Raw genomic sequence first — 14,588 nt, 5'->3', positions numbered from 1 at the left:
AAAATGAACATTTTAAAGGTAGTCACCTGCGCAGAGATTGCGATTTTTTTTGTGGCATTCGCAACTTTTCCAGTTGCTTGGGCAAATTCAACCATATCCAGCACAGCTATTGCCGAAGTGAAAAAAAGCCTTAACGAATGCTTTATTCAAACACAGAACGCAGAGCAGGCAGGCGCCAACGTTACTTCGCTTCTAACCACACTCAATGGAGCCAGCGAGTTGTTGGAAGAAGCGGAGTTGGCGCAGTCCCGAAACAACACCGATGCCGCTTACGATTTGGTTATCGAAAGCCAAACGCTTTTGAGTGGCTTTAAAGCTCAAGTGAACTCTGCCGTAGAGGCGTCTAATTCAGAAAAAAGCCAAAGCTTTCAGCTTTTTTTGATATCTCTGATTGGTTCCTTGACTGTTTTAGGTCTTGGAGCGGCGGGATGGATGTACATTGACAGAAAAAACAGAGGGTTAGAGGAGCAGAATCATGAACGTAGTTCAGTATAAAACGGTTCTTTGTGTCGCCACGTTTGTGGTGGCGTTGTTTGTTGCGTCTCCTGCAATTGAGCAGTTGACTGTTTTCCCTTCGAGGGATTCGTTTAGTGAACTTGGGCTTTTGGGTCCGCAACATATCGCCGCTGACTATCCTTCAGCCGTCACAGCAAACCAGGACTACTCGGTGTTTTTGGAAGTGGGAAACCAATTGGGATACGCAGCGTACTACATGATTCAAGTCAAGCTTCAAAATAAAACCCAGTTTGACACCAACACGCCAACTGATTCCCTGTATAACACCACGGTGTTTGTCGCTAATCAACAAACCACCGACATCCCCCTCACCTTCAGCATCGATTACAGTTATAACCAAACCCTCTCCCAAGTGAACCTTAGCCAAGTCAGCTTCAACGGTTTCTCAAGCAAGTTGGAAACCAACCCGTTTGCGTGGGAACCCGAAAAAGTCAGCAATGTAAGCTATTTGGTTTTTGAACTTTGGCTCTACAACACAACCTTGGGCGACTTTGAAAATCACAAGCGTTCAGTGAACTTGATGTTGACAATACCGTAAGCGCCAAGCAAGCAGTAGGTAGGTTTGAGGGTGCACCATTTTCAGGGCGGACTTGTTTGGCTGCTGAACTGTAGCCTAAAAAAGCTGACATATGAAACAGCGATTTATTAAATAGTTAAATAACCAGCCATCATTTGAAGTAGGCATGGATAAAGCTCGGGACATGGGCAAATCTTCCGCTACTGGAAGTTTTCAGCTGCTCATCGGAGTGGTCGGCTCCACCGTTATTTTGGCTTTAGGAACCCTCATTTTAAACACGCTTTTGACCCGTGACGAGCTAGGCATATACAGCGTCGCCTTAATTCCCGTCTCCATGATTAATTACTTCCGCGACTGGGGCGTCAACTCCGCCATGACCAAACAAATAGCCAGCCTCCGAGCCGCAGGAAGAGAAGCCGAAATACACGATGTCCTTGTCTCGGGCGTGCTTTTTGAGTTAATCAGCGGCACCGTGTTATCCCTGATTTGTTTTGGGCTTGCCAACTTCTTAGCAGCCTTCCTAAAGATGCCTGAAACCGGACCATTAATTGCGGTTATGTCCTTGTCGATTTTTGCCAGCGCAGTCATCGCCGCAACGGGCTCAATATTTGTTGGGTTCGAAAGAATGAACCTAAACAGTCTATCAACTATACTCCAAGCAGTGGTCAAGACAGCTTTGGGTCCTGTCCTTGTGATTTTGGGGTTCAGCGTGTTTGGCGCCATAATGGGCACCGTTATATCTTATGCCGCAGGGGCAGCCATCAGCATGGCACTCGTGTACTTCATATTATTCAGACCCATCCAAAAATTCAAAGTGGGCAAAACCGAAATTAAAAAGACCCTCAAAGGCATGTTATCTTACGGCACGCCCTTAATGGTTTCCAACATGGTGGTGGGTCTTCTGCCGCTGGTTTTTGCGTTTCTGATGGCACCCATCGCGGGGGCAGCGTTAATGGGTGACTATTACGCAGCAACATACTTTAGCGTAGTTTTAACCTTCATCACCGTGCCAATTTCAACGGCGTTGTTTCCCACCTTCGCCAAGGTTGACCCCCAAAAGGAGCCCCAACTACTCAAAACGGTTTTTGCCTCCTCCGTAAAATACACTGCCATAATCATTGTTCCCGCAACCATGATTCTGATGACACTGGCAAACCCCCTAGTCAACACGCTTTGGCCCGGAAAGTTTCCGTTTGCCCCGTTGTTTTTGTCGCTTTCCGTCATACTGAACCTGTATGCGGCGGCGGGACAAATCAGTTTAGGAACTTTGATGATTGGGTTAGGTGAGACACGGTGGTTAATGATTCAGAGTTTGCTGTCTTTGGCCTTGAGCTTGCCAATAGTTGCGTATTTGCTGATTTTCTCGGAGACAATAAACCCACTGACGGGAGCGTTAATTGGCATCGGGGGAATTCTGTTTTCCAACTTGCCGGGAATGATTTGGGGGTTAAGTTGGATTTGGAAACGCTACGGAGCAAAAGCCGATTTTGGGTCTTCCGCGAAAATTTTTGCTGCGTCAATCTTTGCAGCGGTCGTTACATACCTTTTTCTGGGTGTCTCCAACCTATCTCCCATAGTGGGGCTTGTGGCGGGTTTCTTTTTGTTCTTCTTGTTATACCTGGGAAGCGCCCCGCTCATTGGAGCCATAAACCAAGGAGATGTGGATAACCTGCGAGGCATGTTTTCGGGTTTAGGCTTATTCTCTAAGATTTTAGAAATTCCGCTACGACTTGTAGAGATTCCGTTGAGCTTGCGTAACAAGAAAAATCAAGGGTTCATACAGGAATCAGAAAAGACACATACCAACGCTCCTACAGATGCAAACAGCAAATAAGAAATCCACTTCAGGCGTCAGGCATCGGTAAAGGCTTGCACCAGTAAGGCGTTATAGCGTTTAAGAGAAAACAAAGCAGCAGAGAGGGGCAAAGTTTGAGCATAGCAGTTAAAGTTCAAGGACTCAGCAAAAAATTCGGCGTCATCCAAGCCTTAAATGATGTCTCCTTTAGCATAAAGGAAGGGAAGTTTTTGGGCTCATTGGACCCAACGGCGCGGGCAAAACCACCACACTGCGTATAATCAGCACGCTTATTGTTCCAACGGGTGGTTCGGTGACGGTTTTTGGGTTTGATGTTGTCAGTCAACCTGACAAAGTCCGCCGCATCCTCAGTTACCTGCCTGAAGAATCAGGCGCCTACCGCAATCTAAGCGGCTATGAATATCTTGAGTTTATGGCTAAATTCAGCGGCTCAGACACTAAAGAAGCCCTACAGGAAGCCAAACAAATCAGCGGCTTAGGCGACCGCTTAAACGACAAAGCCAAAACCTACAGCAAAGGCATGAAACGCAGACTGCTGCTGGCACGCGCCCTTATGACCAAACCCAGGCTGTCAATACTAGATGAGCCCGCAAGCGGCTGGGATGTTCTCCACGCCTACCACATCCGCAAAATAATCAAAGACTACGTTAAGCAGCACGGCGTCACGGTGTTGCTTAGCAGCCACAACATGCTGGAAGTGGAATACCTCTGCGACCGTGTTGCTCTTGTGAACAAGGGCAGAATCGTTTTGGAAGGCGAACCAGCCGAGTTAAAGGCGCAGTATAGTAGCGAGAATCTGGAAGAAGTTTTCGCCAAGGTGATAGGCTATGCTTAGAGGCTTCAAAACCATCTTCATCAAAGAACTCAAAGAGCTCATACGGGACCCCAAAATCTTGGTCGGCATGATTGTTTTGCCCCTTGTCATGTTGCCCGTGCTTGGCTTGGTATTGGGTTACGCGCAGGAAACAGCCCAAGAGCAAGCCCAAAAATCTGCCGAGTTGCTGCTGATTGTAGACAACGACAACGGCTACTGGAGCAGGCAACTCATCGGCAACATGAGCCAGTACACAAACGTGGCAGTCATTAACAACACTTCGCCCCAGCAGGTGCTGGATGAGGGTCTGCTGGCGAGGTATAACCGCACCGAATTCATACTGATTCCCCAAAACTTCTCCGCCGCCGTTGATGAACACTTCGCCACCAACAGAAGCTTAACCGCAACAGTAGGAATATACAGTATCTTTCAGGAAGGCGGCATATTCAGCAACGTCGGCGCAGGCGGCGTTTCCCAGCTAACTCACAGCTTTAACCGCATCGTCGCCCCCGACGTGCTCCAAACCGAGCAGTCCACGATAATCCGAGGACAAATCGAGCAGGGCGTAGACCCCACCCAGCTTTCTTCCATACTTTACCTGCAGTCCATCGTGCTGCCCGTCACCATTATGATTCTGCTTACGTACGCCATGCAAATCGCCGCCACCAGCGTGGCTCAGGAGAAAGAGGAAAAAACCCTAGAAACCCTTCTCACTGTCCCAGTGGACCGCTTTGCCATACTTATGGGTAAACTCAGCAGCACCATCCTTGTCGCTGGCGCAGCTGCCGTAGCAGTCTTGGTGGGCTACAACTTTATGTTCAGCTCAATGACAAGCGCCATCCAAGCAGGAACAGCCATTGACTTAGTAGAGTTGGGGCTTGTTCCTTCCCCCTTAGGCTACTCCCTTCTGGGTATATCATTGTTTGTGACGCTGCTTTCTGCGTTGGCGTTGGCAGTGATTATGTCAGCGTTCTCGGAGGATGCCCGCGGCGCCCAAGCCTTGGTAGGCTACATCTACCCCCTAATATTCATTCCATCACTTGCCCTCGTCTACGTCGACATAAACACACTCCCAGCAGCCATCAAAACAGTGTTTTACGCAATACCCTTCAGCCATCCCATCATCGCATCCAAAGCCGTAGTACTGGGAGACTACGCAACAGTAGCGTTTGGCATACTCTATGTAGGCATCTTCACCTTAGTCATCATGTACGTGGCATCAAGGCTGTTTGCCACCGAAAAAATCTTAACCGCCAAATTCAGGCTGGGCAAAAACAAACACAAAGTAGAGCCCCAAGAATAACTACATAGCCCAAAAAATAAAGGGACGGATGTTCGGCTACTCAATGAAAATTGCAGGCTGATTAGGCATAGCCATGGTCGCCCGCTTTTTAGGGTCGTAGCGTTCGGAATCGGTTTCGGCAAACACCAAAACCTCAGCGTTAAACCGCTCCCTAAGGAAACCCGTCGCTGCCTGCAAGATTTCCTTCTCATCCACAACGCCAATTTTTAACAGGTTGCGTTTCCGTTCGCCAGAAAACTTGGTCAACGCCTTTATCATTTTGGGAACGAAGCTGGCGGCATCCTTCATATGCGGCTTCAAAGCAGGGTCAGCGGCAAGCGATTTCATGACTTCATTTATTTTAGCCTCGCCAGCCACCGCTTTCTCCAAAACCTTCTGGTACACTTGCCACTTCCAGAGGGACGCGGTGTAGAAGCAGACGCGGGCGGGTGAGATTTTGGTTGCGCGCAGGATGTTGAGGGTGTCCTCGATTATGTCGGCGATAAAGTTTTCTTGCTCCTCCGCTGCGACGTCCACTTCAGTTGGGTCCTGTTTAGGCCAGGGGGCTACGCTGATGAAGCCTTCTTTGCCGGTTTGGCTCCAAAGCTCCTCACAAACGTAGGGTGCAAAGGGCGCCAGCAGCCGCAGCCAAACCTCCACAGCTTCCTTAAGCGCCAACGTGTCAGCCTTGCCTTTCCGCTGAATGTAGTAGCGGATGTCGTTCCAAGTGTCAAACAGCGCCGCCTGCAAAGCCGTCCGAGTCTTCAACTCTTCCAATCCAGCCGTCGCCTCCGCAGTGCGCCGCTGCAGCCGGCTTTTTAGCCAACGTTCCAACACGCCAACTTGGGGGTCTTTAGCGTTCGCCAATATGCTGCCCGCAAAGCCCAGCATGCCTTCAAATTTGCCTTGGATGTCTTTGACGTTGTCGGCGCGCCAGTCGGGGTCATCCATGCCCTCTGCGCCAAGAAGCAGTGCACAGCGGGTGGCGTCGGCGCCGTACTTGTCGACTGCGCCTTTCATGGTGATGAAGTTGCCTTTGGATTTGTGCATCTGTTTGCCTTCAATCATGAGCATACCATTTACGCCCATTGCGCGGGGCCAGTGTTCAGGCGGGAACAAGGCGGCATGGTGGAAAATGCAAAAACTCAGATGGTTGGGCACCAGCTCTTTGGCGCTGTTTCGCAGGTCCAGCGGGTACCAGTAGAGAAATTCTTTGCGCATCTCCTGCAGCAACGTTTCGGTTATGCCGCTGGTTTTTGCCAGTTCAGCAGGGTTGCCTTTACCCAGAAAGAGGTAGTCAAAGACTTCGCGGGTTAAAGCTTGAGGGTTGATGTTGTTTTGGCGTATGTGCTTGTTTACGGTGTAGAAAGCCATGTAAACTGTGCTGTCGCTGAGGGTTTCAATAATCCAGCCTTTCCCCCACGGCAACGGCGTTCCAAAACCCGTTGTCCGCGCACACGCCCACTCTTTAAGCCAGTCGATTACGGTGTTGAACCAGGGTTTGGCGGCTTCAGGGTAAATCCGCATCTGCGCCACCACCGCTTTTGCTTGAGCCTTCCAGTCCGCGTCGGAGTAGTTGAGGAACCACTGGTCACTAAGCACCTTAACCAAGCATGGTGTCATGCAGCGGCAAACCACCTGCTCAGGCAAATCATACATGCTATCCGCCACCCCTGCCTCTTTGAAGTCGTGAATGAGCAGTTCTTTGATGTCCCGCACAGACTTACCCGCATAAACGCCACAGTTGCCGTTGAGGACACCGCCGTGGAACTCTTTTTTGTAGAGCGTTTTGGTTGCTTCTTCAGCTTTAGGATCCTGCTGGTTCAAAACCCCCAATTCATCCACAATTTCCACTGCGGGAAACTCACCGTACCCCTCAACTTTAACAAGAGAAATCGGCTTAATCGCCAGCACCATCTGCGCATCCACACCAAAATCCGCCAAAACCTCGGGTTTCTGCTGCAAGTCCCGCAGCGCCAGCCAGTCCAGCGGTGCATGAGCAGGCACACTGTAAACCACACCCGTCGCAACGTTTGCGTCTACAAACCAGCCTGGCAAAATCGGGAAGCGTTTATGTGTAACTGGGTTTTCGAAGGTTTTGCCGATGAGTTCTTTACCTTTGAAAACCCGTTTGACCTCGACGGTGCGTTCTTGTTCTTTGAGTTTTTCAGCGGCTTGTTGACTGATTATCCAGTTTTCTCCGTCCACGATGGCTTGGGCGTAGTCGGCTTCGGGGTTAATCCACATGTTGGTTACGCCAAAGAGGGTTTCGGGGCGGAAAGTTGCGGCGGGCAAGAAGGTTTGCTCGTCCAGCTTGTATTTGATTAAGGTGTACTCTTCGGGGGTGACGCCTTCGCCGCTTTGGCGGTCGTGGTCGCCTGTGGGGCTTTTGTCTTTTGGGCACCAAACCACGGGGTGTGTTCCTTTGGTTACGTAGCCTTTCTCAGACAGGTTAGCGTACTGCCACTCAATGAACTTCTGGTAAGTGGGCCAAACCGTCGTGAACTCCCGGCGCCAATCCACCGAGAACCCTATGCGCCGGGCGATTTTGCGCCCTTCGTTAGTGTAGTACTGCGCCATGTACAAGGGGTCAACGAATTTTTGGAGCTCTTCCTCGGGGACCCCGTCAACTTCCCGCAATACCCGAATGTATGCTTCGTCGCCTTTTGCAACCCGTTGACTTGCCCCCAGCAAGGGTTGTCCAGTCCAGTGCCAGCCCCACGGCCAAAGCACGTTGTAGCCTTGCATGCGGCGAAACCTTGCGTAGGCATCCACGCGGGAGGCGGTGAAGGCGTGTCCAACATGAAGGGGTCCGTTCATGTAGGGATAGGGGAATGTGACGAAGGCTTTGGGTTTTTTGGGGTCAGGGTCAGCTTCAAAGAGGTGGGCATCGTCCCAGCGGCTGCGCCATTTGTCCTCGAGTTGTTTGTGAGAGCTCATGAAACTGAGGTAGCACCCAGTAACCTATTAAGAGTTTTGCTTTCGGCTCAGCAGAAAATACCTAAAGAGCCAAATACCAAAAAAAGGAACATTAAGTGACCCAACATGCCAACTGAAGAGAAACTTATGCACAAAGTCCACGCGCTTATGCGAAAACGAGGGGAAAAGGCGCTTAAACTTGCTCAAGAAACGGTTTTACAAGAAAAATTTGACTTCGCCCCACTCAATGAAGCAATGAAGTACTTCATGGAGGAAGTCTGGTTTGACTTTTTGCATCCTGCACTGCTTTCGTTGGCATCTGAGGCTGTTGGGGGAAAACCTGAAGATACAGCGCAGGTGGGTGCGGCGTTTGTGTTGCTTGCAGGAGGCGCAGACGTTCATGACGACATTATTGACCAGTCGGCGACTAAAGGAGGTAAACCGACGGTTTACGGAAAATTCGGCAGGGACATCACAATCCTTACGGGAGATGCTTTGCTGTTTGATGGCTTGTATTTGCTTCACGAAGCGGTAGGCTCGCTTTCAGAAGAAAAACGGCGACATATTCTTGTGACTGTTAAGCAAGCGTTTCGGGGAATAAGCAGCGCCGAGGCAAAGGAAACAAGTTTCAGGGAAAAAACAGAGATAACTGGAGAAGAATACCTTAACATTATAAGAATGAAGATAGCGGTGGCTGAGGCAACCACCAAGGTAGGGGCTATTTTGGGAGGAGGAACCGCAGAAGAGGTTGCTTTGCTAAGCAGTTTTGGTCGGAGGTTTGGGATACTGAATACAGTTAGAGACGAAATTATTGACATGTTTGAGGCCGAAGAATTGGAAAACAGAAAAGAAAAAGAATGCTTGCCACTGCCAATTCTTTTTACATTCAAAGATACGGAGAAAAAAGCAAAAATTTTGAGGTTACTTAATAATCAGATTACTGAGGAAATACTTGAAGAAATCTTAAATTTAGTTTTAGACTCTGAGGAAACAAATAAACTAACTCAAGAAATGCACGCAATAATGGCCGAGGGGATAAAGCAGTTAAATAACATCGGAAAATGTAAGCAAGAATTAACACTATTGCTACAAAGCACTCAAGAAGACATTTAAAAAACAGGTTGTTGGTCACACAAAAAAAATAGTGGGTATAAAAAACTTAGTTTATGCCCAAGTACCTAATCTTATTGGCATAGGACGTTGAGATTTCATTTTTGTATTTCCCCTTTCTGTATTGTTGTTCAACAAAACTACTTTAAATAACTTATGGAACATTATACCAGAATACATATTCTCAATTCGGTTTTAAAGTGCTCAACTTTTATCTCTAAAGTTTTCTTCCATTTCAAAAGGCTAGAGAACCAATGGGCAACACACTTGGGAAAAAAATGTTCGGGGTCGAACCAAGAACAACATTAATGAGTGCTTTTCTAGTCGCTAATCCCCTTATATGGTACTACGCGGTCATAATTTTTCTTGAGAGAACCATAAATGATTTACCGTTTACCAATACTGACTTAACGATATTTTGGGGTCTTCACTTTTTTGGAATAGTCGTTACAGCAATAGTAGGCGCAACACTTTACAAAAAAATTGAACAAAAAAAGCTTCTCACAATCTGGATGTTAACAGGAAGCCTCGCGTCATTATCACTGATTGCCAGCGGCACAACATCAACAACGATTCTATGCATAATTGCATTAACACTTGGCGCTTCCCTAGGGTTTGGAATGCCTATGTGTATGTCATGCTTTACACATATAATACCCATTGAAAGCAGAGGACGAGTAAGTGGCATTGTCATGTTCATAACGGGACTGGGACTATTTGCGTTCAGTATTACACCCATAAGCAACCTCCTACTCCTCGGCGTTACACTAGGATTGTGGCGCCTATCAAGCATTTTTGTCTTACGACGACTAAATCCACCAGAAAAAAAAGACACTGAAGTAACGACGTATAAGAGCATCATTACTCAACAATCTTTTGTTTTATATTTCGCACCTTGGGTTATGTTTTGTTTAGTAAACTATTTGGGCAGCCAAGTGCAAGTGGACATCGTTGGAGAAGCTACAGTCGCCATTATGGCCATAATTCAAAATGCTATGTTAGGTATATTCGCAGTTGTCGGAGGATTCCTTCTAGACAAAATAGGGCGAAAAAGAATGGCCATCGCAGGATTTGTGATGTTAGGAATTGACACTGCATCATTAGGATTAATTCCTGCAACAAGTGTGTGGATTAACTATACCAGCGCAGTCATCGACGGCATTGCATGGGGATTTCTTTTAGTAATTTTCATTGTCACAATATGGGGCGATTTGAGCAATAATGTAGGCACCAGCAAGTTCTACGCAATGGGTGTAGCACCATTCTTCATTTCCAAATTTCTTGAATTTACAATAGGCGAAAACCTATCAAGAAACATTGTTGACGGAGCAGGCAAAAGTGGGCTGTTCTCGTTTTTAGCATTTTTCCTATTTTTGGCAGTTCTGCCGTTAGTCTATGCACCCGAAACTTTGCCAGAGAGAGTCATGAAGTCGAGGGACCTCAAGAGCTACGCAGAGAAAGCCATGAAGAAATTGCAGAAAGAAAACGAAAAAAATCAGAAAAAAGATTTTGCCACCAAACCAGAGTCATCAATTGAAAATGAACCAGATTCAGAGTCTGAAGAAAACAGTGACGAATATGAACAAGCTCGGAAACTTGCAGAAAAATACTATTAAGTCAGAGTGTCTTCAACTGCAGGCATGTTCATCCATGTAATCCTGACCACGGATTGTAACCTGCAGTGCCGCTACTGTTTTGGCGAAACTTTGGATGACTTCGATGAGGACTTTGGCGACTTCGAACTGGACTATTCGTTGCCCAAAAAAGTCAACTACGACATAGAGTACCTTAGCCAATTTTGCAGAAAAGACCCTGACTGCACGGTGACTTTTTATGGCGGCGAGCCCCTGCTGAACAGGGACGCACTTAAGCAGATCATGGACCAAGTTCCAGCGAAAAACTTTATGATTCAAACAAACGGGCAACTGCTAAACCAGTTGGAGCCAGATTACGTTAACCGCCTCCACACAATTCTAGTCTCAGTTGACGGGGACGAAAAACTCACCGACTACTACCGCGGTCAAGGCACCTTCCGAAAAGCCATCGACAACATCAAACTAGTTCAAAGCAACGGATTTAGCGGGGAACTCATCGCCCGCGTTACGGTTATGGAGCAAACCGACATTTACAAACAAATCATGTGGTTACTGGACAACGAGGAGTTTTCGTTTTCTAGCATACATTGGCAACTCAACGCGGGTTTTTGGGGCAACGACTACGCCCGACGAGATTTCAGGCAGTGGAGCCAAGAAAGCTACAGTCCAGGCGTGGATAAGCTGGCTAAGTTCTGGGTGGACCTCATGGAGCAAAAAGGAATCGTACTCCGCCTATACCCGCTGCTGGGGGTAGCCCACTCGGTTCTGTTTGATAAACAACCCAGCTTGATGCGTTGCGGCGCAGGATGGATTAACTACGCCATTCAAACCGACGGCTACATCATTCCCTGCCCAACCATGTGGGGCATGAAAAAATACTATTTAGGACACATCTCTGAGTCGGACCCTAATACGCTTGACCGCGTACTTGTAAAGGACCCCCCGTGCATAAACTGCGACACCTTAGAAGTTTGCGGAGGAAGATGTCTATACGCAAACATCACCCAACGCTGGAACGACCAAGCGTACGGGGAAGTCTGCTACACGGTCAAGAGATTAATTGCCGCCGTGAAGTCAGAGGTGCCCCGCATCATGCGGCTGATTGAGGAGAAAAAAATCGCCTTAAGCGACTTTGAATACCTCAAGTACAACGGCTGCGAAATAATCCCTTAGTTTTTTAGATAATCCGTTGTATGTTTTAGGTTACTTTCGCTTTCGGAAGATTTTTCCACCGTCATTATATTCGCCTGTGACATACTCAAAGCCAACATCAATTAATTTGCAAGCTTCTTCAACGTTAAGCGCTACTTTTGTTATGAATTGGTCGTTTGCCTCGCTTTGATAAATCATCTGCTCATAATGTATGTATGTTTCAGTGCTTGTAATCGACTTGTGTCCTAAAATTAGCTTTACGTGCCACGGGTCTTTTGTCCGATGCTGCTCTGTAGTGCCTTTCCAATGTCTAAATGTTTTGAAGCTAATTTGCTTAAGCTCTGGGGCTGCCAATCGCTTTGCTATTCGTCGGCGTTGATAGAACAAGGTTGTACGCATAGAATCGGCTTTACAAAAAAGCTTGCCTTCGCCTTGTGGGATATTGCTCAACATTTCAATGGCTTTGAGGGATATTGGCAAAATTCGACTGTTGCTTCCTTTTTCAGCGGCTATACGAATTGTTCGCGCTTGAAAGTTAATGCTTTCCCAAGTTATGTCCGATATTTCGCCAGGTCTAGCACCCGTTTCCTTTAGTAGCTGTAGATATGCTGCGGTTTTTTTGCCAACGGCTGCAATAAGCGTATCCAGTTGACTCTCAGTTGCTAAAAAGGGTATTCCGCTATCTCCAGTGTACTTTGGCGGTCGCCAGCCTATGCCATTAAAGTCATACCAAACTGACAGCATGGCAACCATGTTTTTCTTTGCTCTTGGCTTATTTGACAGGTTAGCTAAGACGGCTTTTGTATTTTCTGGGTCAAACAGGTCTGCCCCTGCTTGTAGTAAACGATTGAAGGTCTTGCGATAGTTACTTACTGTTCCAGCAGTCCGTCCATCATTCCTTACTTGTTCGAGGAGCTTTTGGATTTTAGGGGTTGCTTTAACTTCGTTCTCTGTTGGTGTATGTTTCTGTTTTCTCCGCGCAAGCTTGATTTCTTGCGCTAAGTCCAAGTTTTTCGATTTCTCCTGCAGGAGTTGCTCGCATACTTGGTGACTCTCTTTAAGCGCTGAAGGAGCTATTATTTTTTGCCTAGGAAAATGTTGACTAAATCGATGACCGTAATCGGCACATCTGTACCTTTTTATTAGGGCTCCAGTTGATGATTTCCTAAAACCATCTTCCCAAATTCTTGTGCTATGACAATTAGGGCATTCTCTTTTTGTCTCTTCACCTCCCTGTGATGCCTCTGCAGTAATTGTGATACTATGAGCCTCCGCTAACCAAAAAAAGTTACAAGCTAATAAAACCCTGAGTCAGACTGACTAACATGTTAAGAACAATAAACAACTAATTTACCAATTTAAAACGTTGGTTTTTAGGTTCTGTAAACTCTTCCGGTTACTTCTCTCCCATGTAAACTTTCGGTTAACCAAATTGTTACAAAACCATTTTTTCTCCTGCGAAGCTTGGCGTTAATTTGCCTCTTCTTATTATCCTTCAAGTATGAAGTGTAAGAACTGTGGACACGCAATCTTTGAAGAAACTGTGGACGTTAAGCATAAACAGTCGAATCACAGCGCCTATTGCCAGTGTAGGAAACCCGAACTCTAGACGAGTCACAGCTTTAAGTTTCCTAATCTCGGCTTTTTAATCTAAGAATCAGTTGATAAATACAGTTTAGAAAAAATGGACCAAAAAGAGGTTTAAAAAAGGGTTAATTAAGTGGTTGTTGCTTCAGGGGGTTTCTTCTTTTCAATTTTATCTAACAAATTTTGCAGTTCTTGTGATAGTATTAATTTAGCTTCAACGTTGGAGTCAAATACGTAAACTGGCATGCCGTTTGCGTCGTGTTTGCTTGTTCTGCTAAAGTCAATTGGTGTCAAGCGAAGTTTTAATATGTGCCCATAGCCTAAATTGTATATATTCCATGCTTGGAATTGAGTTTCAAAGTTGAGGTGCGGTGCAACAATACATGGTTTTAGTTCTTTGGGATTGTAAGTTGCTTTGTCGGGTTTTCCCCTCAGCTCTATGGGCGCTTCTATTGCCATAAGTGTTTGAAAGTTAAAGGTTGTTTCCAAAGTGGGTATTTTGCCGTCTCTTATTTGTAGTTCTGCATCTTCAAGACTTTTGTCACTCATATAGGTCATAAGTACAACTTTTGAACGGATTTTTGTTCCATCTTCTAGTTTGTGAATGTCCCAATCTTCTCTTGATATTTTAAAGTCGGCAAAAATGCCTGTAGCCAGAAACTTGACTTTTTTTTCAACTGCTGTTGTTATAGTCATTTTGGCAGTGACCTTCCTTTTTCGTTCATAATTTGCACTTCCATTGATTCTGGAGCATTCTTTGTTATGTCTGTAATTGGAAATGATGTGTTCATATTTGCCCCTATACCTTCAACCATTCTCTTAACGTCGGCTGTGTTACCTTTCACGGTAATTATTTTTATTACAGCTTCACTGAAGTTACCTGTTTGGCATTCTTCTTTCCTTGTTAATGACATTCCAGTTGCTTTTTCAGCTTTGAAAAATGCTATTTCATCTCCTAAAGCCACTAGTACTTCGCATATTGAATTTTCAGTGTTTAGTTTGTATAGTTTTGAGTTCCCAACAGCTTTGCTAACTGTTACCAAATCGAATTTTTCTAATGTTGGAAAGACTTGATAGAGCGTTCTTCTGCTAATGCCTGTTTCTCTAGCGATTTCCGTTCGAGTGTACTCAAAGTCTTTGTAAAGCGTCAAGAAATCTAGGATTTTTACAACTGCGTTACTTTCAAATAACTCCTCTAAGGGTGACATATTTGGTTCTCCGAAAGGTGGGATCGGGTTTCTGTTCATACGTTATAGTCAACTACTAGGATAAAAGCTTTG

General features: G+C 46.2%; 13 protein-coding genes. 9 read left to right on the top strand and 4 right to left on the bottom strand.

The window, feature by feature from the left end:
- Positions 1-3: 3 nt before the first annotated feature.
- The 6 genes from ACBZ72_02880 to ACBZ72_02855 all read left to right on the top strand — a co-directional run bounded on the left by ACBZ72_02880 (position 4) and on the right by ACBZ72_02855 (position 4,966).
- The gene (locus tag ACBZ72_02880; protein XES77834.1) at positions 4-495 is read left to right on the top strand and encodes a hypothetical protein; all 492 of its coding nucleotides are present in this window, start codon (positions 4-6) and stop codon (positions 493-495) included.
- Positions 476-1,054 carry a DUF1616 domain-containing protein gene (locus tag ACBZ72_02875; protein ID XES77833.1) on the top strand — a complete coding sequence of 193 codons (579 nt, stop codon included), beginning with the start codon at positions 476-478 and terminating at the stop codon, positions 1,052-1,054. Before ACBZ72_02880 ends, ACBZ72_02875 begins: the two co-directional genes overlap by 20 nt.
- 145 nt (positions 1,055-1,199) lie before the next feature.
- Positions 1,200-2,867, top strand: a complete 1,668-nt coding sequence (locus tag ACBZ72_02870; protein XES77832.1) for an oligosaccharide flippase family protein — start codon at positions 1,200-1,202, stop codon at positions 2,865-2,867.
- 95 nt (positions 2,868-2,962) lie between these two features.
- Positions 2,963-3,109 (top strand): hypothetical protein, encoded by a 147-nt coding sequence (locus tag ACBZ72_02865; protein XES77831.1) that lies wholly within the window; start codon positions 2,963-2,965, stop codon positions 3,107-3,109.
- A complete protein-coding gene (locus ACBZ72_02860) occupies positions 3,067-3,684 on the top strand; it encodes an ABC transporter ATP-binding protein (GenBank protein XES78641.1) in 618 nt (205 codons plus the stop codon). Before ACBZ72_02865 ends, ACBZ72_02860 begins: the two co-directional genes overlap by 43 nt.
- Complete coding sequence (locus tag ACBZ72_02855; protein ID XES77830.1) at positions 3,677-4,966, top strand: ABC transporter permease; 1,290 nt, start codon at positions 3,677-3,679, stop codon at positions 4,964-4,966. The genes ACBZ72_02860 and ACBZ72_02855 overlap by 8 nt, the downstream gene beginning before the upstream one ends.
- Positions 4,967-5,002: 36 nt before the next feature.
- Here ACBZ72_02855 and leuS read toward each other — a convergent pair whose 3' ends face one another.
- Positions 5,003-7,885 carry a leucine--tRNA ligase gene (leuS, locus tag ACBZ72_02850; protein XES77829.1) on the bottom strand — a complete coding sequence of 961 codons (2,883 nt, stop codon included), beginning with the start codon at positions 7,883-7,885 and terminating at the stop codon, positions 5,003-5,005.
- 105 nt (positions 7,886-7,990) lie between these two features.
- On the opposite strand from leuS, the gene ACBZ72_02845 reads away from it, so the two are divergent.
- The 3 genes from ACBZ72_02845 to ACBZ72_02835 all read left to right on the top strand — a co-directional run bounded on the left by ACBZ72_02845 (position 7,991) and on the right by ACBZ72_02835 (position 11,742).
- On the top strand, positions 7,991-8,977 hold the full coding sequence (locus ACBZ72_02845) for a polyprenyl synthetase family protein (GenBank protein XES77828.1): 987 nt from the start codon (positions 7,991-7,993) through the stop codon (positions 8,975-8,977).
- A gap of 251 nt (positions 8,978-9,228) precedes the next feature.
- A complete protein-coding gene (locus ACBZ72_02840) occupies positions 9,229-10,590 on the top strand; it encodes an MFS transporter (GenBank protein XES77827.1) in 1,362 nt (453 codons plus the stop codon).
- 6 nt (positions 10,591-10,596) lie between these two features.
- Positions 10,597-11,742 carry a TIGR04084 family radical SAM/SPASM domain-containing protein gene (locus ACBZ72_02835; GenBank protein ID XES77826.1) on the top strand — a complete coding sequence of 382 codons (1,146 nt, stop codon included), beginning with the start codon at positions 10,597-10,599 and terminating at the stop codon, positions 11,740-11,742.
- A gap of 30 nt (positions 11,743-11,772) precedes the next feature.
- Here the strand turns inward: ACBZ72_02835 and ACBZ72_02830 are convergent, their stop codons facing one another.
- The 3 genes from ACBZ72_02830 to ACBZ72_02820 all read right to left on the bottom strand — a co-directional run bounded on the left by ACBZ72_02830 (position 11,773) and on the right by ACBZ72_02820 (position 14,516).
- Entirely contained in the window at positions 11,773-12,729 is a 957-nt protein-coding gene (locus ACBZ72_02830) for a tyrosine-type recombinase/integrase (GenBank protein ID XES77825.1), read from the bottom strand.
- A 708-nt stretch (positions 12,730-13,437) separates the two neighbouring features.
- Positions 13,438-14,004: a hypothetical protein gene (locus ACBZ72_02825; GenBank protein XES77824.1), complete on the bottom strand. Its 567-nt coding sequence runs from the start codon at positions 14,002-14,004 to the stop codon at positions 13,438-13,440.
- Entirely contained in the window at positions 14,001-14,516 is a 516-nt protein-coding gene (locus ACBZ72_02820; GenBank protein ID XES77823.1) for a winged helix-turn-helix domain-containing protein, read from the bottom strand. Before ACBZ72_02820 ends, ACBZ72_02825 begins: the two co-directional genes overlap by 4 nt.
- Positions 14,517-14,588: the final 72 nt, after the last annotated feature.

The organism is Candidatus Bathyarchaeia archaeon (assembly GCA_041447175.1).
GTDB lineage: Archaea > Thermoproteota > Bathyarchaeia > Bathyarchaeales > Bathycorpusculaceae > JADGNF01.
This window is presented reverse-complemented; position numbering and strand designations above follow the sequence as displayed.

Excerpts from the sequence above, each read along its gene's own strand:
- ACBZ72_02880 (XES77834.1), top strand. The coding sequence starts at position 4 with ATGAACATTTTAAAGGTAGTCACCTGCGCAGAGATTGCGATTTTTTTT.
- ACBZ72_02875 (XES77833.1), top strand. The coding sequence starts at position 476 with ATGAACGTAGTTCAGTATAAAACGGTTCTTTGTGTCGCCACGTTTGTG.
- ACBZ72_02870 (XES77832.1), top strand. The coding sequence starts at position 1,200 with ATGGATAAAGCTCGGGACATGGGCAAATCTTCCGCTACTGGAAGTTTT.
- ACBZ72_02855 (XES77830.1), top strand. The coding sequence starts at position 3,677 with ATGCTTAGAGGCTTCAAAACCATCTTCATCAAAGAACTCAAAGAGCTC.
- leuS (XES77829.1), bottom strand. The coding sequence starts at position 7,885 with ATGAGCTCTCACAAACAACTCGAGGACAAATGGCGCAGCCGCTGGGAC.
- ACBZ72_02845 (XES77828.1), top strand. The coding sequence starts at position 7,991 with ATGCCAACTGAAGAGAAACTTATGCACAAAGTCCACGCGCTTATGCGA.
- ACBZ72_02840 (XES77827.1), top strand. The coding sequence starts at position 9,229 with ATGGGCAACACACTTGGGAAAAAAATGTTCGGGGTCGAACCAAGAACA.
- ACBZ72_02825 (XES77824.1), bottom strand. The coding sequence starts at position 14,004 with ATGACTATAACAACAGCAGTTGAAAAAAAAGTCAAGTTTCTGGCTACA.
- ACBZ72_02820 (XES77823.1), bottom strand. The coding sequence starts at position 14,516 with ATGTCACCCTTAGAGGAGTTATTTGAAAGTAACGCAGTTGTAAAAATC.